This is a genomic window from Bacteroides sp. L10-4, assembly GCF_013373675.1.
GTDB classification, from domain to species: Bacteria; Bacteroidota; Bacteroidia; order Bacteroidales; family Bacteroidaceae; genus Bacteroides; species Bacteroides muris.
Genome location: NZ_JABXJH010000034.1, coordinates 16,999 through 43,868 on the forward strand (window position 1 = coordinate 16,999; position 26,870 = coordinate 43,868).

General features: G+C 43.9%; 27 protein-coding genes. 20 read left to right on the top strand and 7 right to left on the bottom strand.

What is annotated here, in order from left to right; genetic code table 11:
- Positions 1 to 22 precede the first annotated feature (22 nt).
- Both kduI and HU824_RS11715 read right to left on the bottom strand, forming a co-directional pair.
- A complete protein-coding gene (gene kduI / locus HU824_RS11710) occupies positions 23 to 979 on the bottom strand; it encodes a 5-dehydro-4-deoxy-D-glucuronate isomerase (protein ID WP_136009891.1) in 957 nt (318 codons plus the stop codon).
- A 28-nt stretch (positions 980 to 1,007) separates the two neighbouring features.
- Positions 1,008 to 2,399, bottom strand: coding sequence for a PTS galactitol transporter subunit IIC (locus HU824_RS11715; RefSeq protein WP_176468947.1), 1,392 nt, complete (start codon positions 2,397 to 2,399; stop codon positions 1,008 to 1,010).
- Positions 2,400 to 3,002: 603 nt separating this feature from the next.
- Between HU824_RS11715 and HU824_RS11720 the strand changes: the two genes are divergently transcribed.
- The 3 genes from HU824_RS11720 (at position 3,003) to HU824_RS11730 (ending at position 5,160) form a co-directional block, all read left to right on the top strand.
- Entirely contained in the window at positions 3,003 to 3,572 is a 570-nt protein-coding gene (locus tag HU824_RS11720; RefSeq protein ID WP_136009894.1) for an RNA polymerase sigma-70 factor, read from the top strand.
- 104 nt (positions 3,573 to 3,676) lie between these two features.
- Positions 3,677 to 4,048, top strand: a complete 372-nt coding sequence (locus HU824_RS11725; RefSeq protein WP_255260506.1) for a hypothetical protein — start codon at positions 3,677 to 3,679, stop codon at positions 4,046 to 4,048.
- The gene (locus HU824_RS11730) at positions 4,027 to 5,160 is read left to right on the top strand and encodes a metallophosphoesterase (protein WP_176468963.1); all 1,134 of its coding nucleotides are present in this window, start codon (positions 4,027 to 4,029) and stop codon (positions 5,158 to 5,160) included. The genes HU824_RS11725 and HU824_RS11730 overlap by 22 nt, the downstream gene beginning before the upstream one ends.
- A 153-nt stretch (positions 5,161 to 5,313) precedes the next feature.
- On the opposite strand, the gene HU824_RS11735 is transcribed toward HU824_RS11730, so the two are convergent.
- On the bottom strand, positions 5,314 to 5,967 hold the full coding sequence (locus HU824_RS11735) for an HAD family hydrolase (RefSeq protein ID WP_176468948.1): 654 nt from the start codon (positions 5,965 to 5,967) through the stop codon (positions 5,314 to 5,316).
- Between the two features lie 372 nt (positions 5,968 to 6,339).
- Here HU824_RS11735 and HU824_RS11740 point away from each other — a divergent pair, with 372 nt between their 5' ends.
- Positions 6,340 to 7,197, top strand: a complete 858-nt coding sequence (locus HU824_RS11740) for an enoyl-ACP reductase (protein ID WP_136009897.1) — start codon at positions 6,340 to 6,342, stop codon at positions 7,195 to 7,197.
- Entirely contained in the window at positions 7,197 to 7,901 is a 705-nt protein-coding gene (locus HU824_RS11745) for an SAM-dependent methyltransferase (RefSeq protein WP_136009898.1), read from the top strand. The genes HU824_RS11740 and HU824_RS11745 overlap by 1 nt, the downstream gene beginning before the upstream one ends.
- Here HU824_RS11745 and HU824_RS11750 read toward each other — a convergent pair.
- From HU824_RS11750 to HU824_RS11760, 3 genes are all read right to left on the bottom strand, one after another.
- Positions 7,867 to 8,985, bottom strand: coding sequence for a hypothetical protein (locus tag HU824_RS11750; protein ID WP_136009899.1), 1,119 nt, complete (start codon positions 8,983 to 8,985; stop codon positions 7,867 to 7,869). The two genes, HU824_RS11745 and HU824_RS11750, sit on opposite strands and share 35 nt — an antisense overlap.
- A gap of 62 nt (positions 8,986 to 9,047) precedes the next feature.
- Positions 9,048 to 9,908 carry a lipoyl synthase gene (gene lipA, locus HU824_RS11755; RefSeq protein ID WP_176468949.1) on the bottom strand — a complete coding sequence of 287 codons (861 nt, stop codon included), beginning with the start codon at positions 9,906 to 9,908 and terminating at the stop codon, positions 9,048 to 9,050.
- 66 nt (positions 9,909 to 9,974) lie between these two features.
- Entirely contained in the window at positions 9,975 to 12,188 is a 2,214-nt protein-coding gene (locus tag HU824_RS11760; RefSeq protein WP_136009901.1) for a S9 family peptidase, read from the bottom strand.
- 325 nt (positions 12,189 to 12,513) lie between these two features.
- On the opposite strand from HU824_RS11760, the gene HU824_RS11765 reads away from it, so the two are divergent.
- The 4 genes from HU824_RS11765 to HU824_RS11780 all read left to right on the top strand — a co-directional run bounded on the left by HU824_RS11765 (position 12,514) and on the right by HU824_RS11780 (position 16,862).
- Positions 12,514 to 13,443, top strand: coding sequence for a TIGR01212 family radical SAM protein (locus HU824_RS11765; protein WP_136009902.1), 930 nt, complete (start codon positions 12,514 to 12,516; stop codon positions 13,441 to 13,443).
- A gap of 61 nt (positions 13,444 to 13,504) precedes the next feature.
- Positions 13,505 to 14,704 carry an FprA family A-type flavoprotein gene (locus HU824_RS11770; protein WP_136009903.1) on the top strand — a complete coding sequence of 400 codons (1,200 nt, stop codon included), beginning with the start codon at positions 13,505 to 13,507 and terminating at the stop codon, positions 14,702 to 14,704.
- Between the two features lie 55 nt (positions 14,705 to 14,759).
- Positions 14,760 to 15,572, top strand: coding sequence for a glucosamine-6-phosphate deaminase (gene nagB / locus HU824_RS11775; protein ID WP_136009904.1), 813 nt, complete (start codon positions 14,760 to 14,762; stop codon positions 15,570 to 15,572).
- Positions 15,573 to 15,791: 219 nt separating this feature from the next.
- Positions 15,792 to 16,862, top strand: coding sequence for a BF3164 family lipoprotein (locus HU824_RS11780; RefSeq protein WP_176468964.1), 1,071 nt, complete (start codon positions 15,792 to 15,794; stop codon positions 16,860 to 16,862).
- A gap of 8 nt (positions 16,863 to 16,870) precedes the next feature.
- On the opposite strand, the gene HU824_RS11785 is transcribed toward HU824_RS11780, so the two are convergent.
- Positions 16,871 to 17,746: an Rpn family recombination-promoting nuclease/putative transposase gene (locus tag HU824_RS11785; protein WP_176468950.1), complete on the bottom strand. Its 876-nt coding sequence runs from the start codon at positions 17,744 to 17,746 to the stop codon at positions 16,871 to 16,873.
- Between the two features lie 300 nt (positions 17,747 to 18,046).
- Here HU824_RS11785 and HU824_RS11790 point away from each other — a divergent pair, with 300 nt between their 5' ends.
- From HU824_RS11790 to HU824_RS11835, 11 genes are all read left to right on the top strand, one after another.
- A complete protein-coding gene (locus HU824_RS11790) occupies positions 18,047 to 19,135 on the top strand; it encodes a helix-turn-helix domain-containing protein (RefSeq protein WP_176468951.1) in 1,089 nt (362 codons plus the stop codon).
- Between the two features lie 144 nt (positions 19,136 to 19,279).
- On the top strand, positions 19,280 to 19,501 hold the full coding sequence (locus tag HU824_RS11795) for an NVEALA domain-containing protein (RefSeq protein WP_136009907.1): 222 nt from the start codon (positions 19,280 to 19,282) through the stop codon (positions 19,499 to 19,501).
- 222 nt (positions 19,502 to 19,723) lie between these two features.
- Positions 19,724 to 19,951, top strand: a complete 228-nt coding sequence (locus HU824_RS11800) for an NVEALA domain-containing protein (protein WP_136009908.1) — start codon at positions 19,724 to 19,726, stop codon at positions 19,949 to 19,951.
- Between the two features lie 182 nt (positions 19,952 to 20,133).
- Positions 20,134 to 21,213, top strand: a complete 1,080-nt coding sequence (locus HU824_RS11805) for a 6-bladed beta-propeller (RefSeq protein WP_217994197.1) — start codon at positions 20,134 to 20,136, stop codon at positions 21,211 to 21,213.
- 376 nt (positions 21,214 to 21,589) lie between these two features.
- A complete protein-coding gene (locus HU824_RS11810) occupies positions 21,590 to 21,811 on the top strand; it encodes an NVEALA domain-containing protein (RefSeq protein ID WP_176468952.1) in 222 nt (73 codons plus the stop codon).
- 217 nt (positions 21,812 to 22,028) lie between these two features.
- Complete coding sequence (locus HU824_RS11815) at positions 22,029 to 22,313, top strand: NVEALA domain-containing protein (protein WP_136009911.1); 285 nt, start codon at positions 22,029 to 22,031, stop codon at positions 22,311 to 22,313.
- Between the two features lie 184 nt (positions 22,314 to 22,497).
- A complete protein-coding gene (locus HU824_RS11820) occupies positions 22,498 to 23,502 on the top strand; it encodes a 6-bladed beta-propeller (RefSeq protein ID WP_176468953.1) in 1,005 nt (334 codons plus the stop codon).
- Between the two features lie 369 nt (positions 23,503 to 23,871).
- Entirely contained in the window at positions 23,872 to 24,282 is a 411-nt protein-coding gene (locus tag HU824_RS19770; protein WP_255260507.1) for a hypothetical protein, read from the top strand.
- Positions 24,283 to 24,309: 27 nt separating this feature from the next.
- Positions 24,310 to 24,534, top strand: coding sequence for a DUF1573 domain-containing protein (locus tag HU824_RS19775; protein ID WP_255260508.1), 225 nt, complete (start codon positions 24,310 to 24,312; stop codon positions 24,532 to 24,534).
- An 82-nt stretch (positions 24,535 to 24,616) separates the two neighbouring features.
- Positions 24,617 to 25,000 carry a 6-bladed beta-propeller gene (locus HU824_RS20050; protein ID WP_356936433.1) on the top strand — a complete coding sequence of 128 codons (384 nt, stop codon included), beginning with the start codon at positions 24,617 to 24,619 and terminating at the stop codon, positions 24,998 to 25,000.
- A 706-nt stretch (positions 25,001 to 25,706) separates the two neighbouring features.
- On the top strand, positions 25,707 to 26,738 hold the full coding sequence (locus HU824_RS11835; RefSeq protein WP_176468955.1) for a DNA-binding response regulator: 1,032 nt from the start codon (positions 25,707 to 25,709) through the stop codon (positions 26,736 to 26,738).
- Positions 26,739 to 26,870: the final 132 nt, after the last annotated feature.

A 26,870-nucleotide genomic window follows, 5' to 3' on the forward strand; every position in this document is an offset into this window, starting at 1 on the left:
CTATCGGGTGTTACGGGCAACTTTATTTCATATCGTTGTATTTGATTTCGTCTTTGTCACTGTATTTCAGGTTTTCACCGCCCATACCCCAGATGAAAGTATAGTTGCTGGTTCCGGCAGCAGCGTGGATAGACCATTCGGGAGAAGTGATGGCTTGTTCGTTGTGCAGCCATATCAGACGTTCTTCCTGCGGTTCGCCCATCAGGTGACAGATAGCGTTGCCGGGTTTCAGGTTAAAGTAGTAGTAAGCTTCCATGCGGCGAGTGTGCGTGTGGGCAGGCATGGTATTCCATACGGAGCCGGGAGCCAGTTCCGTGAGTCCCATCTGCAACTGGTTGGTGCCACCGTCTTTCACTCTTTCCAACACATCTTTCACAATCAGCTGATTTACGATGCGGTCGTTGCTGTCCTCCATTTTTCCATAATGGTCGGAGATACCCAGTGCATATTTCTTGGGGTTGGCTTTCTGAAGCTTGGCATCGGTCGTAATCAGCTGGGTGACGTAGGGCTTGTAGGCTGGAGCCGAATTGATGTAGAACTTGGCAGGATTGGTGGCGTCGTTGCTCTTGAAGGTTACTTCCTTATTTCCGCAGCCTACGTAAAGTGCTTCCTTATATTTCATGGGGTATTCCTTACCGTCTACAGTTACCACTCCGTCACCGCCGGTATTGATGACACCCAGTTCGCGACGTTCGAGGAAGTAGGTGATTTCCGGACCCAGTTCACGGAACACTTCCAACTTCAATGTCTTGTTCACCGGCATAGCGCCACCGTAAATCAATCGGTCGTAGAGGGTGTAGGTTACGTTGATTTCATCCGGAGCCATCACTTTGTCCATCATGAATCTGCTGCGCAGCAGTTCCGTGTCATAATGCTTCACGTCCTGCGGATGGCAGGCGGTCTGCACTTTGTAATTCACTTGGGCATTGGCTGCCATGGCAGCTGCTCCCATCATAAATGCAAGTACTAACTTTTTCATAATTGCGTTACTATTTAATTTTTAACTTTTAATTTTTGATTGATTTCTGGTATTTGATGATAGCACGACGGTTCATAATCATCAGGAACAATGTGCATAATGCAAGGATACCGGAACCTATCCATTTCAGCGAGTAGGTCAGGTGGAAAATGACCCAAGCAAAGGGGCTGGATGCAAAATCCAGTGCGCCGCCTTCAAAGCCGGCAGGAATATTTACGGCAGCATCTTGTGTCTTTTCGTATACATCGTGGGCTGCTTGTGTGAAATAGGGGGCGAGGTTTGTTACGAAATAAAGGCCGATGGTCAGTACAACCAGTCCGATGATGAACGTCTTTATTACATTCCCTTTCGTGATGGGCAGTACTAGCGGGAAGAGATAGAACATTCCGGCCAGCGACGCCAAAGGCAGGAACTGGTTACCCGGCAGGATGACAGCCAACAGTATGGTTACGGGAATCAGCAGCAGGGAAACTACCAGCGTTGCAGGATGGCCGATAACCAATGCGGGACTCATACCGATGTTCAGACCGACAGCACCTTTGAATTTCTTGGCAATCAGTTCGCGGGTAGCATCGGAGATAGGCTTCAAGCCTTCGATGAACAAAGCGGTGATACGCGGAATCAGTTCCATCACGGCGCCCATCTTGATACCCAAACCTAATATATAAGGTATCTTGTCTACCAGTTCCTGACCGTTCTTGCAAGACAAGGCACCGATGCCGCAACCTACCAGAATTCCCAGGAACAAAGGCTCACCCAGCAGCCCGAATTTCTTCTTCATGCCTTCCGCATCGATGTTCAATTTGTCAAAACCGGGGATTTTGTCCAATGCTTTATTGATGACTACGGCAAATGGAACGAAACCTGCGCAGAAAGGCTGGGGAATGGAGATACCCTCCATTTTGTCATAGAATCTTTGGAATTTGTCGGCGGTATAGTCGGCCATGATCAGGGTAATGATATAGCAGATGATAGCGGCGAAGAAGCCCCACCAGATATTGTCGCTGGCAAAATAAACAACTGCACCGATAAATGCGAAATGCCAGTAGTTCCAAAGGTCGATATTGACCGTACGGGTTGTTTTCGTTAATAACATCAGAAGATTTACTCCCAAACATACCGGAATGATGAATGCACCCACTGATGTGTTATAGGCTACAGCTGCAGCCGCAGGCCATCCCATGTCGAATACTTTCAATTGAAGACCGTAAATTTCAACGACTTGGCTCAGAGCAGGACCGAGGCTGCTGGTCAACAACGCAGTGACTACTGACAGACCTACGAAGCCGACGCCTACCAACAGACCGCTCTTTAATGCCTTGCTGAACTTGATGCCGATGCATAATCCCAAAATTGTAAAGATTATAGGCATCATCACTGCTGCTCCTAAGCCGATGATATAACCGAAAACTTGTTCCATTTTTTGTGATTTAATTAGATAATTGATAATGTTTTGCAATAGTATGAATTAAAAACCGGGCTCAAAAATAAGACCTTTTCTCAATTAATCAAACTTGAAAAGCATAATTATTAGTAAATGGAATGATTTCGGACGAAATTGGTCGTTATCGTGCACAAAAATGCTCGTTTCCGTACACGAAAACCGAATAATACACCCTCTGCATTGAAAAGCATACGTCCGTTTGGAAAGAAAGCATTACTTTTGTTCTTGGAAATGAAACCGGTCTTATGCCAAAAAATGAATGACGACATGAAGATGAATTTAATTTGTAAATTTATTGTATCAGCATTTATGTCGATTACGAGAGTCGGGGGGGAGGAGGGAACTGACCCTCATGTACGTGCCTTTCTCTCCCGCCCACAGTGCGGGGATGCTTCAAGTGGAAAATGGGAATGACACTGACGGAATATAGAAATGAAGGAGTGAAAAACAACACATCCGGGTGGAGCTTATGGAAAACTCCATCCGATATTGATTTATGGGAAAAAGATTTAGAGGATTGATAGTTATATTGGTTATATTCTGAGAATCTAACTATATTAGCGCCCGAAAAGCATAAATATGGCGCTAAATCTGATAAAAAAGGATAAGTCTCGTTCTGTTGTAAGCATTAAGCTGGATGAGCAAGAGTTTCATAATATTTTTAAGGAATATTATGCGGCGCTTTGTTCCTTCGCGTTCCAATACATGGAGGATGCGGATATGTCAGCAGATATAGTACAAGACGTATTTGCCAAGTTGTGGCAGATAAGAGACGATTTCTTTTATCTTCATCAGGTGAAAGCTTTTCTTTATACGGCCGTACGTAACCATGCCTTGAACGAACTTGAGCATTCGAAGGTAGCTCATGAATACGAGCAAAAGATTATAGCCAAAAAGACAGATGCTTTTTTTCGTGATGCGATTGTGGAAGAAGAGACTTTCCGGATTCTGTCAGAAGCTATAGAGAAACTTCCTACCCAAATGAGAGCTATCATGCAGTTGGCTCTGGAAGGTAAAAAGAATGCAGAAATAGCAGAGCGTCTCAATGTCTCTCCTGAAACGGTACATACTCTTAAAAAAGTGGCTTATAAAAAGCTCCGTGCATTCCTTACCGATTATTATTATTATTGCCTTCTGTTATTTATCTAAAAGCACATTTTTTTCTATTTTTTCAAAAAAAAGTCTTTATCGATTCACCATGTTTTCATTTTGGCTTGTATTATCATTAAAGATAGACTAAAACATGCCGGATTATGATAAAAGAATACTTTCATATAGCTCATCTTATTTCCAGGCACCTATCCGGTGAAGTAACACCGGAAGAAAACCGTTTTTTGGATAAATGGCGCAAAGAGAGCAAAAGCCATGAGCAGCTTTTCCAAAAGATTTGTAGTGATGAACATTATGCACAGCACGAAATTCGTAAAATGGAGTTTGATTCGCAGGCTGGATGGAGAGGTGTCGAAGTACGTATCAAGAGGGTGGAGCTCAGAAGGAGACATTTGAAACTGTTACGGTACGTTGCTCTTTTTATTGCACCGGTGCTGATATTGGTTTTTGCACTTCAGGATATTTCTGTACCCCATGTCATGGATGACAATCAATTTTTACTGTATTTATTCTAACCTTCATCAGTTCCGGCCTAAGTGCCGGAACTCTTGGTTTAGACGGTAAGAAGAAGGATAAGGAGAGGAAGGAGGAATTGTCGGCAGACGGACCTTATGTGATTTATGAACCGGACGGCAAGGTGCGCGTCATAAGCGTTACAGCCCGGGGGCAGATAGGAGATACGGCTTATACGGTACTTCCTCAGGATTTCACCCTTCATGTCACAGACCACAAAGGGCGTTATCCGTTTGATGTGAAGCTGCATCCGGTCAAACGTCCGGAATGGCAATACAGACAACCGGATAAAGTGTTTGTGATGTCTGACCCCCATGGCAAGTTGAATTGCGTGATGAGCTTGCTGCGGGGCAACAATGTCATTGATAAAGACTACCATTGGAATTTTGGAACCAATCATCTGGTGGTTATCGGTGATATATTTGACCGTGGCAAAGATGTGCTGCAGATATTTTGGCTGTTCTATAAATTGGAGAAGGAGGCGGCGGATGCAGGTGGTCATGTCTCGTTTCTGTTGGGTAACCATGAACCGCTTGTGACGGCAAATGATTTGCGTTATACCAAAGAAAAGTACAAGACATTGGCTCGAAAACTGGGTATGGATTATCCGGCATTGTTCGGTCTGGACACAGAACTTGGCAGATGGCTTGGTACCCGTAATACGATGCAGACCATCGGACCTAATCTGTATGTACATGCAGGTTTGGGAAAGGAGTTTTATGACCGTGACTTGAATATTCCCACAGTAAATGAGGAAATGAGCCGTGCATTATTCATGAGCAAGAAGGAACGTAAGGCCCTATCGCCTCTCACGGCTTTCCTATATGGTAATAGCGGCCTTATCTGGTATCGTGGATTGGTACGGACGGATGCAAAATACCATCCATTGGCACAAGACTCCCTGCAACTGATGTTGAAACGTTATGACGTCGAACATATCATTGTGGGGCATACCATCTTTAAGGACATTTCCACTTTCTATGATGGACGGGTGATTGGAGTGAATGTGGATAACGAGGAAAACCGAAAGAAGAAACGTGGGCGCGCTTTACTGATTGACGGGAATACCTATCTTGTGGTGGGAGATAAAGGAGCGATGCGGAAATTGTTCTGAGGCTGTTTTCTTTCTGATTATTTTTTAGGCGTGGAAGTACGTGGATTTCACGGAGAAACAAAGAAAAACTCCGCGTTTTTCGCGTAATCCGCGCCTAAAAAACATCATAATGTAAATATGCGCTTTCGGATAACTGGGGGAGGGAGTGCCCTCTCAAAGAGAGGCGATAACGGCAATGTCCGTAGCATTGTCTACGATATGTGCCGGATGAAACTCTTCCAGTTCTGTGCGGGGACGGAATCCCCAGGTGACTCCGCAGGCGGTGACTCCGGCATTGGCGGCCGTCTGCATATCCACTCCGGAGTCTCCCACATATAGCACGTCTTCACGGGATATCCGGGTGATGTCCAGAATGTCATGCACCACTGTTGGGTCGGGCTTCACGTTGACCCCTTCCCGCTGTCCGAAGACGGCGGTAAAACGTATGCGGGGAAAATAATGTGAAATCAGTTTCGCGGTAGCCGATTGATATTTGTTGGAAGCCACTGCCAATATCATCCCTTTCTCCTGCAACTGTTCCAGCAGTTCGGGGATGCCGGGGTAAGGGCGGCTTTTATCAGCATTGTGCACGTCATAATAAGGCACAAACTCCTTGCGGACGCGCAAGACGTTTTCTTCGCTCTTTTCCCCTTCCGGAAGGGCGCGCTCGAACAGTTTGTTGATTCCGTTACCAACCATGAAGTTATAGGCCGATTCCGGGTGAGTGGGATAGCCGAGCGCTTGCAAGGCATGGTTTGTGCTTTGTGCCAAATCGGCTATTGTGTTCAGTAAAGTTCCGTCCAGGTCAAATATAATCAACTTCTTCATTGCTTTCTCTATTTTTAGTTTGCTGCAAATATAGGGCTTTTTGCGCTCATGTTCAAATGCAGTTCCGGTTTTCATCAGGTATTTGCAGGATAGGAAGTTCTTGATTGATAATCAGTGTATTATTACTGCATTCCTGCTGTATGCTTTTTGCAGTAGTACTGCAAATAGGTTGCAGCGTTACTGCAAATAGGTTTGCAGCGTGACTGCAACTGCTTTGCAGCATTACTGCAACTGCTTTGCAGTGACACTGCACAAGCGTTGCAGTAGTTTTGCAGTGGTATTTTTTGTCGTTCTTTCCTTTTCTTTGCACACTTTCGGGCTTTTTATGCAAAAACTTCCTATCTTTGCAGCCGAATTTTACTAAAAATAGGTATGAGTTACAATTTGTTGAAAGGAAAAAGAGGCATTATTTTCGGTGCTCTGAATGAGCAGTCCATTGCCTGGAAAGTAGCAGAAAAAGCAGTAGAAGAAGGTGCAACAATCACTTTGTCGAATACGCCGGTTGCCGTGCGTATGGGTGAAGTGTCGGCTCTTTCGGAGAAACTGAATTGCGAGGTGATTCCTGCAGATGCTACAAGTGTAGAAGATTTGGAAAATGTATTCAAACGTTCTATGGAAGTATTGGGCGGCCCGGTTGACTTCGTGCTGCACTCCATTGGTATGTCTCCCAATGTGCGTAAGAAACGTACATATGATGATTTGGATTACGATATGTTGGAAAAGACACTGGATATTTCCGCTGTCTCTTTCCACAAGATGATACAAGCAGCCAAGAAACTCAACGCCATTGCCGACTACGGCTCAGTTCTGGCTCTGAGTTATGTGGCTGCGCAACGTACGTTCTACGGTTACAATGATATGGCAGATGCCAAGGCGCTGCTGGAATCCATTGCCCGCAGCTTCGGCTACATCTACGGACGCGAACACCATGTTCGTGTCAACACCATCTCCCAGTCTCCTACGATGACCACTGCCGGTTCCGGTGTGAAGGGCATGGACAAGTTGTTCGACTTCGCCAACCGCATGTCTCCCCTTGGCAATGCTTCTGCCGACGAGTGTGCAGACTACTGTATCGTGATGTTCTCCGACCTCACCCGCAAGGTCACCATGCAGAACTTGTTCCATGATGGAGGCTTCTCCAGCGTAGGTATGAGTCTTCGCGCCATGGCTACCTATGAAAAGGGCTTGGATGAGTATAAGGATGAAAACGGAAATATCATCTACGGCTAATGGAACTCGCACTTTATCTTTTGCCAGTCACCCTGGGCGATACGCCTATTGAAACGGTGTTGCCGCCTTATAATAAGGAGATAATACTGGGAATCCGCCATTTCATTGTGGAGGATGTGCGCTCGGCACGCCGATTTCTGAAAAAGGTGGACAAGGGAATGGATATTGATGCGCTGACATTCTATACGTTGAACAAACACACGTCACCCGAAGACATCTCCGGCTATCTGAAGCCGTTGGTGGAGGGGCAGCCGATGGGCGTAATCTCCGAAGCCGGTTGTCCGGCCGTGGCCGACCCGGGCGCAGACGTAGTGGCTATTGCACAACGTAAAAACTTGAGAGTGGTCCCCTTGGTGGGACCCTCTTCCATTATCCTCTCTGTCATGGGTTCCGGCTTCAACGGACAGAGCTTTGCCTTCCACGGTTATCTTCCCATTGAACCGGCAGAGCGTGCCAAAAAGCTGAAAATGCTGGAACAGCGCGCCTACAATGAACATCAGACTCAGCTTTTCATTGAAACGCCTTATCGCAATAATAAGATGATAGAGGATATTCTTCATAACTGCCGTCCGCAGACCAAGCTCTGCATTGCAGCGAACATTACTTGTGAAGGGGAGTATATCAAAACCAAGACAGTGAGGGAGTGGCAGGGCAAGACCCCCGACCTTTCTAAGATTCCTTGTATTTTTCTCTTGTATAAATAATAGCTTCCAGATGCTCGAATTCATATTCCAGGCAACTGCTGAAGAAGTTTCGTCCCAGGTTGTGTCCAATTTGCCGGAACGTCCATAGCTTTCCACCCTTGAAATTCTTATTGCATAGGATGGAGTCATCCTTCAGGTCGAGCGTGAAGAGATAGACCAGACGGTTGGTGGCTTCATTCTCAAAATGATACATGAGGTTGAAGTGCAGATAATCTAATGGAGCGGTGGGAAGCGTTTGCCGTAATATTCTGTGTGCACCCTGTTCCAGTGTTTCTCCGTATATCAGGTATCCCTCTATCAGCAAGTCGATTTTGTTTTTCTCGAAAACGTTGCATTGGGGGCGAGGGAGGAGAAACAGCATGCCGTGTGAGGCAACGGCAATCCTGATGACCGGATTGATATAGTCGTTTTTCCGGTTGATGGTTTCTGAGGCGATGGCTTTCCCCGTGACATCTCCTTTGGTGTTCACTATCGGTACGAAAACCGTGTGGTTCATCACCATATTGAAGTAGAAGATGCCGAACTGGTTGAACAGAATGCCTGATATAAAGACGAGGGGAGGTGCCACATAAAACAGAATGTGGCGGGTAGTGTCTCCCAAAGGGTAACTAATCAGAATCGCCAGGAAGATAATCAGAAAATGCAGCAAGCTTATGATAAGAATTACGCGTGCGGATACGATGGCGGCTTCTGCCCCTTGTGCAAAAAGCTGCTTACAGCATTTATGTGTCTGAGACATGTGGTAGTCCAGAAACCTTCTCTTATTGAGGTAGATGATGAACGGGGGGATGATGGCGCTGATTTCCAGCGTGAACGGAAGCATGAAACGGGGACAGTAGTTTACGAGGAATAGGCTTGTTGCCGACAATAGCAGTAACATTCCTGTAGTACAGTAAAGTATGATTTGCGGAACATGCGTCTCTCTATGCCTTATTGAATGGATGCTAGATAAAAGTCCTGCGCCTGCACCGATGTAGATGGACATGTCCTGCGTTATAAACTCGCATAATATGATGGATATTATAACTGGGATGAATCCCAGTGACATATTGAATCTTGATGATAAAATTCTTTGATGGCTCATTATCCGTATTATGATTTTGTCGTTTACATCATAACAACTGGCAGGTTTAAATGTTTTCTATTTTACTTCTTTTTTTGTATAAAATGAATCTGTTTTTCCGCATGATAAGAGGAGCGTACCAATGGAGCGCTTTCCACTTGCTGAAACCCTTTTTCCAATCCTCTCTTTTTGTAGAGTGCAAATTGTTCGGGAGTAATATATTCGGCTACCGGATAATGTTTGTGTGTGGGTTGCAGGTATTGGCCTATGGTCAGTATGTGGCAGCCCACCTGGCGAAGGTCGTCCATCAGTTCTTCCACTTCTTCCGGAGCCTCGCCCAGCCCTACCATAATGCCGGACTTGGTGGTAGTATTGCTTTCTGCAATCTGCCGTAACACTTCCAAGCTTGTCTCATACTTGGCGGCACTGCGTACGAGAGGGCTGATGCGGCGGACAGTCTCCATGTTGTGCGAAATGATTTCCGGTTGTGCATCGATGACTTGTGCCACGAGCTCCTTTCTCCCCTGGAAGTCGGGAATCAGTACTTCGACGGTGGTGTTCGGATTGAGCCGTTTGATTTCCCGGATGGTACGTACCCAGTGCGATGCACCTAAGTCAGGCAGGTCGTCACGGTCTACAGAAGTGACGACCGCATGGGAGAGTTTCATCAAGGCAATGGATTCTGCCACGTGTGTGGGTTCGTCGGCATCTAGCGGCAAGGGCTTGCCGCTTGCCGTATTGCAGAATTTGCAACTGCGGGTACAGATATTTCCTCCAATCATGAAGGTTGCGGTGCCTTTCCCCCAACATTCTCCCATATTAGGGCAACGGCCGCTGCTGCAGATGGTATGGAGGCAATGTGATTCAACAATGCGTTTGGTCTCGGTATAACGCTCGTTGGCACCGATGCTTATTTTGAGCCATTCCGGTTTGCGTACTCTCATGTTGGTTTAATGAAGGATGATGAATGAGGAATGATGAATGAAGAATTCGTCATTCCTCAATTAAATTTATTTTAGCTCTTTATTAAAGAAGTTAGTCAACCGTGTGTACAGATGTAACCGGGTATTTCCTCCGTAGATACTGTGGTTACGGTTGGTGTATACCTGCATATCGAACTGTTTGCCGAGCTGTACCAGTTGTTCGGCATATTCGGCACAGTTCTGGAAATGTACATTGTCATCTGCCATGCCGTGTACCAGCAGCAGGTTGCCGTGCAGCTTGTCGGCACGGGTAAAGGCGGAAGTGGTCTTATAGCCTTCGGCGTTCTCCTTAGGAGTGCGCATAAACCGTTCACCGTAGACTGTGTCGTAGTAGTTCCAGTCGGTAACGGCAGCCACGGCTGCTCCGGCCTTGAACACCGGTGTTCCTTCACTCATGCTCATGATGGTAGTATATCCACCGAAACTCCATCCCCAGATACCGATGCGGTTTTTGTCCACGTATGGCTGGTTGCCCATGTAGAGGGCGGTTTCCACTTGGTCTTTGGCTTCCTTGATACCCAGGTTCAGATAGGTGCATTTGGCGAATTCGGCACCACGTCCTCCAGTGCCACGTCCGTCTACGCAGACTACAATATAGCCTTGTGATGCCATGTAGGTTTCCCAGCTTACACTGAACTTGTCAAGCACTTGCTGCGAACCGGGACCACTGTACTGGTACATCAGTACCGGATATTTCTTGCCGGCAGAGAAGTCGGCTGGTTTCATCATCCAGCCATTCAATGTGGTGCCTTCGGAAGTCTGGAAAGTAAAGAATTCCTTCCGGGGCATGTCATAGCTGCTGATTTCCTGCTTCAATGCCGCATTGTCCATTAGGGTGGCAAGAGTCTTGCCTGTATTGTCGTTCAGTGTAATGACGGTCGGTGTGTCCAGATTAGAATAACGGTTCATGTAGTACTTCATGTTCGCACTGAACTGCGCACTGTTTGTTCCGGCTTGTGACGATAGCTTGGTCTTTTTGCCTTTCCGGTCAATCTTGTAGATGGCACTGCGCATGGGGCTTTCCTCGTTGCTGCTGAAGTAGAAACTTCCTTCTTCGGGGTTGTAACCCAGGAACTCCTGCACTTCATATTGTCCGGTTGTCACTTGTTTCAGCAGATTGCCTCCTATGCTATACCAGTACAGATGGTTGTATCCGCTCTTTTCGCTGACAAAGCTGAAATTTTCCGGATAGAAGACTATGTTGTCGAATACATTTTCGCGGATATAGGTATCGCTTTCATCACGCAGAGCTAGTTTGGCTACTGTGCTGCGAGGATTGGCAAAGTATAGGTCGAACCGGTTCTGATGGCGGTTCAGAGTCATGACGGCAAGCTTGTTGGGGTCTTGAGTAAATCGGATGCGGGGGATATATCCGTCTGCATCTACCGGCACGTTTATCTTGCGGGTCACTTTTGACTTGATGTCGAAGGTATGTACGGATACCTTTGAATTTACTTCTCCCGTTTTAGGATATTTATAGGTGTATTCTCCCGGATACTTCTCGAAAGGTGTAAAATGGGGAGCTTGTCCGGCAAAAAGAGGGAAAGAATAGGAGGGAACATCTTTCTCGTCGAAGCGGATGAAAGCCAGCATCTGGCTGTCGGCACTGAATTCCAGCGCACGGTTGAAGGAGAACTCCTCTTCGTAAACCCAGTCGGGGATGCCGTTCAGCACCTCGTTCTGTTTTCCGTCTTCTGTCACCTGGCTTTCGCTGTTGCCGTAGAGCAGTTTTACAAGGAAGATGTTGTTGTCGCGTACAAAAGCCACCTGATTGCCGTCCGGTGAAAATACGGGCACTTGCTGAGGGCCGCCGTCCGAAAGCTTTTCCACAATATTGTTGATTTTACCGTCCAGATTGCGCTTTAGGCTGTAGATGTAATGCACAGCCGTATAGGAATGACGGTAGATAGGAGTTGTTTCGGTGGCAATGAGCAGCTTGCTTCCGTCCGGAGCAAAGCTGTAGCTGTCAAATGTCTTGAATGTGCATTCGCGTGCGGTGGCGGCATCAAACAGTACTTCCACGGGTTTTCCCGTCTTGAAGGAGTATTTGATGATTTGTGTTCTTGCCGCGTTCATCTGCGAATAGTGTTCTCCGTCTCCCGGGATGGGGATAACGCCGGAAATGTTCTTCGGAATGAACTTGCCCGATACGATTTCTTTCAAATCAAGAGCCTTGCCACTTTGGGCGAAACCTGCCAGCGTACAGAGGCAGAGGAGAAGTACGATGCTTATCTGTTTCATATATCTGTTTTATGCTTATCCGTTTCCATATTTGTTCTGGGGAACAAATATACGACAAAGGGAGGACTTATCGAAACAGCGGGCTAATTTTATTCTTTCTGAAAAAGAAAAAGTCTGTCCTGCTTCTGAATGTCTTTCGTTACAAGCACTTGACCTTGCTTTGATATACAGCAACGGTCGTGATGCCAGCCATATCGTGGTGAATTAGAACAGATGAAAACACTTTGTTTTATGTTCGTTAACAAATCGGGTGGAAACTATTCTTGTTTTTGCAGGTTCATCCCACGGAAAAATCCTATATTTGCCATTTACATAAGGAATATGTATGGAAACCAAATCTACGCTCTATAATGAGTTCCCTCTTTTTCTGAAACGATATTTTTCCTATAAGGTACAGAAAATATCGCTGAATGCCGGTTTTACGTGCCCCAACCGGGATGGAAACAAAGGAGTCGGCGGTTGCACCTATTGTAACAACCAGACCTTCAACCCCGATTATTGCCGTACGGAGAAATCCATTACCCGCCAGCTGGAAGAGGGCAAGCAGTTCTTTGCACACAAATATCCCGGTATGAAGTATCTCGCTTATTTCCAGGCTTATACCAATACGTATGGTGAGCTGGAAGACCTGAAGCGGAAATACGAGGAGGCCTTGTCGGCAGATGGAGTGGTGGGGTTGGTTATCGGCACCCGTCCGGACTGTATGCCTGACAGCTTGCTGAACTATCTGGAAGAGATGAACCGACATACATTCCTTTTAGTGGAGTACGGCATAGAGAGTACCGACGACAAGACGCTCTGCCGAATCAATCGCGGACATACTTTCTGTGCTACCGCTGATGCGGTGGAAAGAACCGCTTCGCGTGGAATCCTGACCGGTGGACATGTCATCCTTGGACTGCCGGGCGAGACGCATGAAAGTATCGTTGCACAAGCCAGTGTGTTGTCCCGTCTGCCACTCACTACCTTGAAGATGCATCAGCTACAACTGATAAGGGACACCCGTATGGCTCTGGAGTATCGGCAGCATCCCGAAGATTTCCATCTGTTTAATGTGGAGGAATATATCGATCTCGTGATAGACTATGTCGAGCATTTGCGGCCGGACTTGGTGCTGGAGCGCTTCGTCTCCCAGTCTCCTAAGGATCTGCTCATTGCACCCGACTGGGGATTGAAAAATTATGAATTTAATCACCGGGTTCAAAAAAGAATGAAAGAACTCGGTGCATATCAGGGAAAGAAGTATGAAATGTGAGAAAAAAGAATTATTTTTGCCGCAACTTTAAATGTGGAATCAATCTAAATAAAGAATAGTTATGAACCCAAAAACAATGATAAAGGGAAAAATCCACTATGTGGGAGTGAATGACCGCAATAAGCATTTGTTCGAAGGCATGTGGCCGTTACCGTATGGAGTTTCCTACAACTCTTACTTGATAGACGATGAAACGGTCGCCCTGGTCGATACGGTAGACGCCTGCTATTTCGAGGTATACCTACGCAAAATAAAGAGCATCATTGGTGAGCGTCCCATTCAATATCTTATCATCAATCATATGGAGCCGGACCATTCGGGTTCCATCCGTCTGATAAAGCAGCATTATCCGGACATCGTCATCGTGGGCAACAAGCAGACTTTCGGCATGATTGAAGGTTTTTATGGCGTGACGGGCGAGCAGTATATGGTGAAGGACGAGGATTTTCTGGCTTTGGGGCATCATAAACTCCGTTTCTATATGACTCCGATGGTGCACTGGCCCGAAACGATGATGACTTTTGACGAAACGGAAGGAGTCCTTTTCGCTGGTGACGGTTTCGGCTGTTTCGGCACTGTGGACGGAGGTTTCCTCGATACGCGCATCAATCTGGACAGATATTGGGAGGAAATGGTACGTTATTATTCCAACATCGTGGGTAAATATGGTTCTCCGGTGCAGAAAGCGCTGGCCAAGCTGGGCGGTCTGCCCATCTCCACCATTTGCTCTACGCACGGGCCGGTATGGACAGAAAATATATCCAAGGTTATCGGCATCTACGACAAGCTGAGCCGCTACGCCGCTGACGAAGGTGTGGTCATTGTTTACGGCTCCATGTACGGCAACACGGAACAGATGGCGGAAGCCATTGCGGCGGAACTTTCAGCACAAGGCATCAAGAACATCGTGATGCACAATGTGAGCAAGAGCAATCCTTCTTATATCATTGCCGATATCTTCAAGTATCGCGGACTTATTATTGGCAGTCCCACATACAGCAACCAGATTTATCCTGAGATAGAATCCTTGCTTTCCAAAATTCTGGTACGCGAAGTGAAGGGACGTTATCTGGGATACTTCGGCTCCTTCTGCTGGGCGGGTGCTGCCGTGAAGCGTATGAACGAGTTTGCCGAAAAGAGCAAGTTCGAGATTGTGGGCGACCCGGTAGAGATGAAGCAGGCCATGAAGGACATTACTTACGAACAATGCGAAAATCTGGCACGTGCCATGGCGGAGCGTTTGAAGAAGGATAGGAAGTGACAAAAATTTAAATAGAGAGTTACCCCTAATTTATTAACCTAATAAAACAATCACAATGAGACTAATCATTCAACCGGATTATCAATCCGTGTCAAAGTGGGCGGCACATTATGTAGCTGCCAAGATTAAGGCCGCTAATCCGACACCTGAAAAACCGTTTGTGTTGGGATGTCCCACCGGCTCTTCTCCGCTGGGCATGTACAAGGAACTTATCGACCTGAACAAAAAAGGCATCGTGTCTTTCCAGAACGTAGTGACTTTCAATATGGACGAGTATGTAGGTTTGCCCAAGGAACATCCCGAAAGCTACTATTCCTTCATGTGGAACAACTTCTTCAGCCATATAGACATCAAGCCGGAGAACACCAATATCCTGAACGGCAACGCTGCTGATCTGGATGCCGAGTGTGCACGCTATGAAGAGAAAATCAAGTCCTACGGTGGCATCGACCTTTTCATGGGCGGTATCGGCCCCGACGGACATATCGCTTTCAACGAGCCGGGTTCTTCTCTTTCGTCACGCACCCGTCAGAAGACATTGACTACCGATACCATCATTGCCAATTCCCGTTTCTTCGACAATGACGTGAACAAGGTACCCAAGACTGCCCTGACCGTCGGTGTGGGTACTGTGCTCAGCGCCCGCGAGGTGATGATTATCGTAAACGGACACAACAAGGCACGTGCCCTCTATCATGCAGTCGAGGGACCTGTGATGCAGATGTGGACTATCAGCGCGTTGCAGATGCACGAAAAGGGAATCATTGTTGCTGATGACGCTGCTACCGATGAATTGAAAGTGGGTACTTACCGCTATTTTAAAGATATTGAGGCGGAGCATCTGGATGCGGAAAGCTTGCTGAAGTAAGCAGATAGCTGATGACTAATAGAAAGGCGCATTGACAGCTTGACTCAAGTCTTACTGCCAATGCGCCTTTCTATTAGTCACCATGGTTGTTTTTTGGGGGGGACGAATACTGAATAAAATTAAACGGACTCTAAATGTGAAAAAACAATGAAAAAGAAAATGTTATTTATGACTCTGTTTTTGGTGACGGCAGTAACTTCCTTTCAAAAGATAATAGCTATGCGGAACCTCATCGGCCTGTTCTTTCTGTCTGTAGCTTTGGCTGCATGTACCTCTGCTCCCCGTAATGAAGTATTGTCTTATACGGACTTTCCCCGTACATTGGAGCTGAAGGGAAGAACGCTTCCGCTGGATACCGCCCTATTCCGTTATCCTTTCCGCATTCGTGTGCAGGGAGACCGGGCAGTTGTGCTCGATTTGCATGGCGAGGACTGTTTCTGCCATGCTTTCAGCTATCCAGCTTTCTGCCCCCTTTCCTCTTTCGGCAGGCGTGGCGAAGCTCCCGGCGAGCAACTTTCCGCTGAAAATGTCCGATGGAGCGGCGATGGTTTGTGGATTCTCGATTCCAATAAGTCCGAATTGATTCGGTTTGGTTGTGCCCTATCCGGTGATTCATTGTCGCGTCAGGAATCGGTGAACCTAGATAAGGATATTCTCCGCGCCCTGGACTTTGTGGCGATGGATGATTCCACTTTCATCATTCCCGACTATTCGGGCGACAGTCGCTTCTGTCTGGTGAACCGGCAGGGCAGTCTGTTGCATAAACTGGGTGGAATCCCTTCTTCCAACGAGGACGCTTTAAAGAATGCCCGTCCGGCACTGGCGCAGGCATGGCGCAGCTTCATCGATTACAATTCTCGTAACGGTGTCTTGGCAGCGGTGACACAGCTTGGCGAGGTGCTCGAAATCTATCATCTGAAAGACAGCACCCGCACAGTGTGCATTGGTCCTCACGGTGAGCCGGAGTTCAAAATTTCCCAGGGCTATGGCATCCCTACCGGCATCATGGGATTCAGCGATGTTCAGGTAACAGACAGCGCCATCTATGCCGTGTTCCACGGACGTTCTTTCAAGGAGATGGCACAGAATGCCCGGCAAGGCATCCATGTGGATGGCGGTCAATACATTTATGTGTTTAGCTTGAAGGGCGAACCGCTCTGTAGCTATGTGCTCGACCATTTTGTTAATGGCATCTCTGTGGATGAGCAGCAAGGCATCATCCTTGCTACGGATGTGAACAAGGACGAACCTGTCATAGAGTATCGCCCTCTTCATCGACTTTTCCGATGAAACCGGTTTTATAGTTTATTGATTTCCTCTACTTTCAATCCACTGCATCGCGCAATGACATCAACAGGAATGCCTTCCGCTTTCATTCTCAAGGCCATTTCTCGTTTTCCTTCTTCTTTTCCTTCTTTCCTTCCCACGGCTCTCCCTTCTTCTCTTCCTTCGGCACGTTCTGTATTGATATTGTCTCTCAGAATCACTACATTGTCCAGGTGCCTGTAATAAGCTTTGAGCTCATCTTTTTTCAATTTGTCCAGCTTCAGGCGTTCCCTGGCTTCGGGCAGGCCCGGGGCGGTCGCATCTTCGGGGATTTCGCCGGTGTTCAGGAAGTAGATCCATTGCTCGAGGGGTACTTTTGACCATCGGTTGAAGTCGTTCACCTTCAGGATGTAGTATTCGGGGTAGAGTTGGCTCACTTCGCTGACCTTGAACGTCTGCCTTTGGAAAGGCGAGAGCTGCAGTAGCTCGTTGTTGTGCATTCCTCGGAACTCCGTTTTCCCTTGATAGACAAAGTCCGTACCGCTTCCCAGTGCGAAGTAAACGATGTTTATGCTGTATATCTTTCTGATTTTCTCGTATCCTTCCCCCCGGTTGATGTACTCGGTCACCAGCTTGGAAGTTCCGAACAGCATCCTTTGGAAGTAGGCATATTCGTTGTTGTTCTGTATCTCGAAGAGAATCAGTTCCCCCTTCTCGTCTTCTGCCAGCAAGTCCACCCGGTTGTACTTGTCATACTCGCTTTCCTGGTTGCTTTCGCTCTCCAGCAGCCGCTTGATGGTTATTTTCTCTTTCAGCAGTGTTGTCATGAGCCCTTCGAGCACGGCAAAGTTTGCTTTGTCGCGCAGCAGCCGTTTCATGGCCCAGTCAAAACGGATATAGTTGGACATGGTTCTGTTTTTTTAATTCGCGGTTCAATACTGTTCGGCTATATACAGCCTGTTGCAAAGTAAAGAATTAAAATCCTAATAGACAAGGAATAGGGGAGTAAACTTGAGTTAAATATACTTCAGTTGGAGTTTTAGAGGGTAAGTCCCGTTGCCTATGCTGTCGGAAGTGTGGCTTTTGCTTCCCGGATGCGGGTACTTTTTTTCTTGGGAGGAGTGTGAAATTCATGCTTGCTGTTTTTTAAAGGATTAGGAATAAATGCTTAACTTTTTGACCGAAAACAGTTTATCCATGAACCGACCATGAAAAAAGAATATTGGCTGCTGCTATTGATATACGCGTTTATAGGCATTGTGGCGGCGGGATTCACCGGCTGTTTTTTGTATCAGTACCGGCTGGAATACTGGCAGACACAGGCGCGTGATGCCTTCCGTTCGGCTTTGCAGGAAGAGACGCAGAAATGGAAGGGTATTCCTATGTATCTTCATCTGTCAGGTGGCTTTCGATTGCCGGATGACTCTACTGACATTAAGAAGGAACCAATCAAGCTTTTGCTGACAAGCGAATATGGCCAGAAAGAATTTTGGGTTCCTTATGAGAAACACGCCCGTAATATGGAACGGTCTCGTGATACGAGAGGAGCCCATTCTTATCTCCTGCATGTCTCTCCTCTGAGTGCCGATTCATTGAATCTGTTCTGGAATAACCGGTTGGCTGCGATGGGATTTCCCGGAACAACGGCTATGCGCATTTCTGTGTCCGACTGGCAAGAGCACGAGTCTTATACTTACTCCGAAGATTCCCTTTATTTGTCGGAATCGGATAGCTTGTTCACTTATTATTTAGGACTTCGATGTGAAGTCGGCATGACCGGCTACCTTTATCATTCCTGTTGGATGGTTCTTTCCCGGAAAGACAAGGTTTTGTTGGCAGTTTTGGTGGCTTCCTGCATACTCTTGTTTTTTATACAGGAGTATGTGAGTAAAGTCTATCATCGTTTATTCGTCAAGGAAAAGCACATCGTGGTAGAAAAGGAAGTTCCGGTGGTTGCCGGTCACGGGAATCCTTCACGTATTTGTCAGTTGGAAGCAGGTGTATATTTTGATGCTGCTTCCCGCTTGCTGAAGAGGGGTGATGATGTTGTAAATTTGACTCCACTGCTTGCCCGGTTGCTGCAAGGTTTTTTGGATGCTGAAGATTATAAGTTGTCCAATGATGAGATCCTGCATTTATTGTGGCCGGATGGTAGTGGTGGCTCGAATAAAATGTATCAGTCTATAAGAAGATTGCGCGACTGTCTGTCGCTGGTCTCCTGTTGTACCATTGAGCGTGGAAATTTTACTTATCAGTTGAAAATCCCCTATTTCATCGAGGGGAATGCCGGAGAATAGTATCCTACTCACAATCTTATAATTTCTTATATTCCTTGTTCTTTCCCGAATATAAGACATTGTAAGGCCGGAAATTTGGATATGACTTTTGTTTTCCATTAACTTTATCCTATCATTCAAAATAAATACTAAATGTGGAAAACAATGAAAAAGAAAATTCTATTTATTGCTTTATTTTTGGCGGCAGTAGCCGCTTCCTTTCAATGGAGTGTTGAACACGAAAACCTGGATAGCCTGATGTTGGAAAACATAGAAGCTTTGGCATCAGGTGAGGGGCACGTAAATATCAGTTGTTTTGGCCTTGGTTCCGTGGATTGTCCGAGTTCCCATGTGAAAGTGTATTTAGTACAAGAAGGAGGTTATTAGGAAAAAAGGAATATGAATATGAAAAGGGCTGGAGAAGAGCGGACGGTAGACGTTTTGTTGCCACTTTACGAACCCGTCCGTTCCGTACCCCACCCCGGAAAGGAGGTTTCGGCAAAGATAACGATTTAAATTGAACGGGCAATATGTTTGCTTCTTCCGTTGAAAGGATAGATACGGAAATAGATAAGAATTAAAAAGAATAAATTTGAAAGTAGAAAAACAATGAGAAAGAAGATTATGAAAGTTGCATTTGTTGCCGTATTTGCAGCTGTGGCAGGATATGGAGTTTATATGAATCAGAGAACAGAAGCAATGTCGGATTTGATGCTGGCTAATGTGGAGGCGTTGGCAAGTGGGGAATCTGATTATAATAGCAAAGTGTGGGAACGTTACTATCGCCCTGAAGGGGATGGATATAATTGTACTAAAACAGGAAATGAGACGTGTTGAAAAAATATAGTTTTTCCTGAATTGTAATGTAAGAAATGAGATGATAGCTTTTCATACATTGTTAAGCTATCATCGTCCTTCCTATTCATGTAAATTTAATGTTGAAGATGATAAAATCGCTTATTTGCATTTATTTTGCAGGCCTTATATGTTTATTGATGGGTTGTAGTAGACCTAATGTAGTGAGTAGTACAGCCGCAGAGGTTATTGATTTTGGAAATTTGAAATCGGTAAATGCTGCAGAGTTGATTTCGGTATGTTCTTATGTTGCATTGGAATCCTCGGAAAATTCATTAGTGGGTAATATCGGTCAAATAGAAATCTGTGGCAATCGCATATACATACTTGATAACAAGATGAATACATTTAATGTGTTTGGCATGGATGGAAAATTTGTTATGAAGTTAGAAGGTCATGGAAATGGACCGGGAGAGTTTATATCTCCTCATTCTTTTTGGATTGACAAGCATGGGCATGTTCTGATTTTGGATAGACAGTTGAATAGGTTGTTGAAATATCGCTTGACTGATTTGAAATATATCGGTGATGTAACGCTTCCCGCGCCTTCACCGTTGTCTTTTGCTGCAATGCAAGATTCAGGAATGTATATATATTATTATCCTTTGAGGCAAAATGATGTCTTTTCTGGTAAACAGTTTGTTGTGGCTAATGAAAAAGGGGACGTAGTCCGTACATTTTATGACGCTCCGCTAACGGGGAAAATACTTCATGGTTGTCCTGCTAATTTTTATATGTTTAATGAGAGTTTGAGGGTTTATCCTTACTTCAGCAATCAGGTATATGAATTGAGCGGGAATTCTTTTGATGCTTGTTATGAATTCTCTTGGGGAAAACAGAAATTCCCTCCTTTGGAATTGTTCCAAAAACATGATACTTCAGGAGATGTGATGAAGGAAATATTGACAGGTGAGAATGATTGGATTAGACTTCTTTATGTGTATGAAACCAATCAAATGTTGGTTGTGAAGTATTATATAAAGAGAGATTTGTATTTATCAATCCGGGATAAAAAAGAGAATAGAACAGTTAATGTTAAAAGTGATATGATTGTTGATGATTTAGGACTTGGCGGAAGATTTCCCTTGCCTATGGCTGTTTGTGACGGTCTATTCGTGGGTGCCATTACTCCATTTGATGTTGTCAAGGAAGATGTCCAAGATAAGCGTCTGGAGGATTTGTTGGATAGCAAATCAGAGGAAAGTAATCCCATTCTCGTTTTTTATCGCTATTTGACAATATGAAGCGTGAATGCGTTTTTGGGATGCTGAAGATAATAGACTTTCCAAGGATGAAATCCTGCATTTATTGTGGCCGGATGGTAGTGGTACTCTGGATAAGTTGTATCAAAGTATAAAAAGATTGCGCGACTGCCTGTCGAAGATTTCAGTTTGTACAATAGAACGTAAGATTTCCGCTTATCTATTGAAAATCCCCATTTCATCGGAAAAAATACCATCAGAATAACATCCTGACATTATCTGACATTGCCTGACAATTTCTGACAATTTCTTTTCTTGCTTGATTGTCAGATATTGTCAGGATGTAAATTTGGATATGACTTTTGTTTTCCATTAACTTTACCCCATTATTCAAAACAAATAATAAATGTGGAAAACAATGAAAAAGAAAATTCTATTTATGTTTTTATTTTTAGTGGCAGTAGCCGCTTCCTTTCAATTGGGTGCTGAACGCGAAAACCTGGACAGCCTGATGTTGGAAAACATAGAGGCTTTGGCGTCGGGTGAGGGGCACGTATCAATTGATTGTTTGGGAAGCGGTTCCGTAGATTGCCCGATTTCTCATGTGAAAGTATATTTAGTATCCGAAAGTGGCTATTAAGAAAAAGGAAGAAATGAATATAAAAAGGGCTGGAGAAGAGCGGACGGTACACGTTTTTTGACACTTTACGACCCCGTCCGTTCCGTAACCCACCTTGGAAAGGAAGTCTCGGCAAAGATAACGATTTAAATTGAATGGGCAATATGTTTGCTTTTCCGTTGAAAGGATAGATACGGAATGTTAATCTTAATCAGTAATTTTTTTTAAGATAAATAGTATGAAGAAAATAGCAAAAGCTACTTTAGTAGCAGTAGTTGCCGGATATGGCATTTATTCTAATCAGAAAGTAGATAATATGTCGGATTTGATGCTGGCTAATGTGGAGGCATTGGCAAGATATGAGTTGCCGGAAGTAGATATAGCCTGTGGCAGTTCGGAAGGAAAATGCTGGGGAGATGATGGCTATGAATATACTTGGACTCCATTTGGTGGATTTAAAGTAACTCGTTGTAAATTTGTAGGCTATACTTGGGTGAGTTGTATACCTGGGTTGCCGGCATAATTTGAAGTATTTTGATTGTTTTTGGGAGATATTATTTTGTTTTGATTATTTGTCATTTAAGAAACATATCTCCTCTCAACTTTTTCATTTAGCCCGCATCATTTATGAATAGGAATTTGAATTAATTCCTTTGGAAAGGTCTGCTCTTTAATTTTTAGATGTGAAATTTTAATCCATAACTGAAATGTATAAAGTTGTGTTTGGGTGTTTAGTTGTCTTTTTTTGTTTATGGGGATGTGTCAATAAGTATGATTCTATTATTGACACTGATGCGGCTTGTATTACTGTCAATCCGAATAATTCAGAAAAGTTAGATATAGAGGCTATTTTTTCTTCTATAGAAGTGACAGCTTTAGAAAGTTCAGAAGCATCGTTATTTGGTAAATGCGATAAAATGCTTTTTAAAGAAGGGAAATACTACATATTAGATAGAAAAGAGGCCTGTATCTATGTATTCAATGCAAATGGGACTTTTTTGAGAAATAGCAAAAGCAAACAAGGCGATGGTCCCGGTGAATATCACTGTATAGTAGATTTTGATATTTCTAAAGATAAGCATATTGAAATTTTGGATGTATCAGCATATAAAATTATGATATATGATGATGAATTTAATTTTTTAGATGAAGTTGAAATACCAAAAGATTTGTATCCTATAAGTACTTTTAAATGTTTGAATAATGAGTTATATGCCTTTTATTCTTCTTTCTCATCCACATCCAATGCGAATGATAGAATGAATATTTATTCTTTCAAACAAAATCGTATAGTAGAAAGTACAAAAGGTTATATTTATATTCCTTCTTTGAGGATTGGTGTTACTCAACCGTATTCTTTTTATGAGTCTGAGGGAGATGTTTTTTTCTCTTTTCCTTATCCTAATGATAAGGTGTATAAAATAGAAAAAAATGAAGGTCATATAAAAGAAGTAATTCGTTATAATTTTGGAAGTTGTTCTTTCCCCTTTGAGAAAATAGATTCTCATAAAGCTATTTTTGAAGATATTATTAAGGGAAGTGGAAAATATGCTTTCCCTATTTGTCGATGGGAAAATAAGAATTTTTTATTTACATTTATTATGTATCAAGAAAACAACATCTTCTTCTTTATAAAAAGGATTCAGAACGGTCCAACCTTTATTCATGTACATTTAATAATGGTGAACTACTATTACCCCCAATCTATGTAGATAATGATTTTTTATATGTAATAGCCGAACCCAGTTGGCTGGAATATTTAGTATCCAAAAAATTATTGGTGGAAACTGCTACTATAGATACAATAAACAACATTAAAGAAGATGATAATTCGGTAATCTTAAAATATCGTTTGAAAAAATGAAATATTTATATGTGTTTCTATGTTTGCTTATTTTTTGTATGTGTTCTGTTCCAGAACGAGAAAGCATTGTGAATTTAACAAAAGAGTGGAGCGGAAAACAACTTCTATTTCCTCAGGAGTTTGTTTTGGATGTGTATTTGGATGATTCATAATTAGTTATAATAAGGTTGAATTCCAGCAAAATGCCATATTGATATATATAGATTCTATAGGTTGCATGAGCTGTAAAATGAATTTGCCAGAGTGGGCTAATTTTATAATAGAGTTAGATTCTATTTCTAATAAAACAGTCCCATGTCTATTCATTTTTAATCCTAAAAAAAATGGCAAAGAACGGGTGGTAAGTTTATTGAGGCGAGTTCATTTTTCATATCCAGTGTGTATTGATGAAAAGGATTCTTTTAATCTTCTGAACAAATTTCCTAAAGATAATCGTTTTCAAACTTTTCTGTTAGACAAAAATAAGAAGGTCGTCGCTATTGGAAACCCCATCAACAACCCCCCAATAAAAGAACTCTATCTAAGGATTATCCGAGGCAGAGAGATCGGTGAAGAGAAGGAAAGCAAGCAGATAATGACCGAGGTTGGTATGGATGCGACTTCCGTGACCTTGGGCAGTTTCGACTGACATAAGGAGCAAAAGGCGACCTTCACTTTGAAGAATACAGGCGGCAGCCCTTTGGTGATACAGGATGTCACCACCTCTTACGGCTGCACCACCGTATCCTATTCCAAGGAACCTGCCCAGCCGGGCAAGGAGATAACACTGGAGGCGGTCTATAAGGCGGAGCATCCGGAACACTTCTCCAAGACCGTCACCGTGTATTGCAATACGGCCTCCTCGCCGATACGGCTGTCCCTGTCGGGAGATGCAAAATAATATTTTACCTGTTTATCGGTGAACTTTATGTGGATATTCAGGGCTTTATATGCGAAGGGATGTGGCTTGGTGGATTTAGAGTATAGAAAAATCTGCCAACAATAGAAATTATATCCCGGATTTGTTGGAGTCGCCATACATTGCATTTTATCATGTTTATGAGAATGACCAATCGTTCTGTGTACCGTATTATGTGAATAAAACAATGTATTTCGGGTTTTATGATAAGCAAAGAAAAGTTTCTTACAGCTTTTCTCAAGAAAGACTCCAGTCGGAACTTCAAATAGGAGCTTTTAGTTCTCCAAGCGGAATAACTCAAGACGGTGCTTTTATATCTTTACTTCGTCCCGGGTTACTTTTGCAACTGCATGAGAGTGGATCCAAGATAAATGATGATTTGATGAGAATACTGGAGAATTCAAATGAAGATGATAATCCGATTCTGTTCATATACTCCTTAAAGTAGTGAAGTGGAAGTTTGCACCTACGGATATATTTAATCCTATTAGAATTAAATTATTGAAAATAAATCCTTTATTACTAATTCCTTTTGTCGTTTGCTTTATTTCGTGTGGAAAAATGAGGAAGGAAATAATTAGGAGCTGATACGGTTTATTCACTGAAAGTGAATATAAGATTATTACGTATGTTGATTCGGTAGGTTGTACAAGTTGTAAGTTAAGATGGCTCAATGAAGAAAATTTATTTGTCAGTTAGATTCTGTGGGGTATGTTCCTGTTTGTTTCTTTTTGTATCCTAGAAACAGGAAGGAGTTAGAGTATATTTTAAAACTGAATAATTTTTCTTATCCTGTTTGTATTGATGAACAAGATTCTTTGAATAAACTTAACCATTTTCCATCAGATATAATATTTCAAGCTTTTTTACTTGATAAAAATGATAAAGTAGTAGCTGTTGGCACCCTGTCCACAATTCTAAAATAAAAGAATTTTATCTGAGAATCATCCTGAAAGATAGTGCATTACACATTAACAGGCTTATACTATTCGTCATTAGCTTCGCTCAAAGCCTCTTCTGTTTTTTCATTAAAGTATAGTCAGAGCGAAGCGAAGAATCCCTTCCCTCTGTATTCATAAAGGGAGCAGATTCTTTGCAGAAAAAACTATCTTTGCACGTAGTTATGATTTACCGCACGAAAAAAGCCACACGATATGAAAATAAAATTTAAGGCAAAGAAGTCCATTGGAACCATATGGGCAGGCGCTACCACAGTGGTAGCACTTGCCTGGGTAATAACCCTGTATAGTAATGTACGCCAAGGGCGTACTGAAGTGAAAGCAATGGCGATACAGACGCTGCGCAAGGTTGCGGAACAGGCGGTGAGCCGAGAGTTTGATAGGCTGGGGGAATACTATCTATCTTGGCATAGTGCAGGAAAGAAGAATCTCAAGCGGAAAGCCGTATCGACCGAAGGCGTATTTGAAATAGAGATAGATTCCTTGAAAGAGGCGCAAGGACTATACCCCCTGGATCTGATAGGAAGCAAAGCCGATATACTAAACTGCTATGGTAAGTTCCCATTGGAAAAGATGGGGGCAGAGTGGAAAAACGAAACGAGTGCCAAGTATGACGGGGCACGGTTTGCCCTCTCTTTAAAGGTGCAGCCATTGGGAAAAGATAGTTGCCGGGAATCGTTTGCCGGAAACGAGGCAATTATACTTCCGAAATACGCTTTGGGCACTTACTATTTAGACGGTATGTATACCATGACCCTGACCGCCTATATGCAGTTTTCCGCTTGGCGTTGCGTGGACTGGACTGATACACTGTTTTTGGTGCTCTCCGGCCTCTTTTTGTTCAGCGCGTTGGCGGGGCTGGCTATGTATGTTTGGTCCCGGCTGCCTACGAAAGAAGAAAATACAGATGCAGTGCTCACCACTTGCCGGTTTGGAGAGTATGTATTCGATGTCGTAAACCATACGCTGACCTATCGGGAAGAAGAAGGCAAAGCGTGCACGCCGCAAACCGCCAAATTACTCTTAGGCTTTGCCAAGAGTCCCGACCTCCTATTGACAAAAGCGGAAATTGCCGAAATCTGCGAGTGGCAACCAACGGACTCAAACATAAATGAACGCCGCCGGAAAGCCATCAGCATGGTGAAGAAACTGTTCAGTGCGGACGATTCTGTTCAAATTCGTTTTGTGTCGAAGCTAAAAGGATATAAAATCTTCATTTCTGAATAATGTTGATTATAAATGCTTTAAGAGGTTTTTGCGGGGCGTGATTTTTTTTTCACGCCCCATTCTCGTATATTACTGATGGTTAAATTGGTGTTTTCTAACCTTTCCTTTTACCTTTGCTGCCGTAACGAAAAA

Coding starts and splice junctions, on each gene's coding strand:
- kduI (WP_136009891.1), bottom strand. CDS start 979: ATGAAAAAGTTAGTACTTGCATTTATGATGGGAGCAGCTGCCATGGCA.
- HU824_RS11715 (WP_176468947.1), bottom strand. CDS start 2,399: ATGGAACAAGTTTTCGGTTATATCATCGGCTTAGGAGCAGCAGTGATG.
- HU824_RS11720 (WP_136009894.1), top strand. CDS start 3,003: ATGGCGCTAAATCTGATAAAAAAGGATAAGTCTCGTTCTGTTGTAAGC.
- HU824_RS11725 (WP_255260506.1), top strand. CDS start 3,677: ATGATAAAAGAATACTTTCATATAGCTCATCTTATTTCCAGGCACCTA.
- HU824_RS11735 (WP_176468948.1), bottom strand. CDS start 5,967: ATGAAGAAGTTGATTATATTTGACCTGGACGGAACTTTACTGAACACA.
- HU824_RS11740 (WP_136009897.1), top strand. CDS start 6,340: ATGAGTTACAATTTGTTGAAAGGAAAAAGAGGCATTATTTTCGGTGCT.
- HU824_RS11745 (WP_136009898.1), top strand. CDS start 7,197: ATGGAACTCGCACTTTATCTTTTGCCAGTCACCCTGGGCGATACGCCT.
- HU824_RS11750 (WP_136009899.1), bottom strand. CDS start 8,985: ATGAGCCATCAAAGAATTTTATCATCAAGATTCAATATGTCACTGGGA.
- lipA (WP_176468949.1), bottom strand. CDS start 9,908: ATGAGAGTACGCAAACCGGAATGGCTCAAAATAAGCATCGGTGCCAAC.
- HU824_RS11760 (WP_136009901.1), bottom strand. CDS start 12,188: ATGAAACAGATAAGCATCGTACTTCTCCTCTGCCTCTGTACGCTGGCA.
- HU824_RS11765 (WP_136009902.1), top strand. CDS start 12,514: ATGGAAACCAAATCTACGCTCTATAATGAGTTCCCTCTTTTTCTGAAA.
- HU824_RS11770 (WP_136009903.1), top strand. CDS start 13,505: ATGAACCCAAAAACAATGATAAAGGGAAAAATCCACTATGTGGGAGTG.
- nagB (WP_136009904.1), top strand. CDS start 14,760: ATGAGACTAATCATTCAACCGGATTATCAATCCGTGTCAAAGTGGGCG.
- HU824_RS11780 (WP_176468964.1), top strand. CDS start 15,792: ATGCGGAACCTCATCGGCCTGTTCTTTCTGTCTGTAGCTTTGGCTGCA.
- HU824_RS11785 (WP_176468950.1), bottom strand. CDS start 17,746: ATGTCCAACTATATCCGTTTTGACTGGGCCATGAAACGGCTGCTGCGC.
- HU824_RS11790 (WP_176468951.1), top strand. CDS start 18,047: ATGAAAAAAGAATATTGGCTGCTGCTATTGATATACGCGTTTATAGGC.
- HU824_RS11795 (WP_136009907.1), top strand. CDS start 19,280: ATGAAAAAGAAAATTCTATTTATTGCTTTATTTTTGGCGGCAGTAGCC.
- HU824_RS11800 (WP_136009908.1), top strand. CDS start 19,724: ATGAGAAAGAAGATTATGAAAGTTGCATTTGTTGCCGTATTTGCAGCT.
- HU824_RS11810 (WP_176468952.1), top strand. CDS start 21,590: ATGAAAAAGAAAATTCTATTTATGTTTTTATTTTTAGTGGCAGTAGCC.
- HU824_RS11815 (WP_136009911.1), top strand. CDS start 22,029: ATGAAGAAAATAGCAAAAGCTACTTTAGTAGCAGTAGTTGCCGGATAT.
- HU824_RS11820 (WP_176468953.1), top strand. CDS start 22,498: ATGTATAAAGTTGTGTTTGGGTGTTTAGTTGTCTTTTTTTGTTTATGG.
- HU824_RS19770 (WP_255260507.1), top strand. CDS start 23,872: ATGAGCTGTAAAATGAATTTGCCAGAGTGGGCTAATTTTATAATAGAG.
- HU824_RS11835 (WP_176468955.1), top strand. CDS start 25,707: ATGAAAATAAAATTTAAGGCAAAGAAGTCCATTGGAACCATATGGGCA.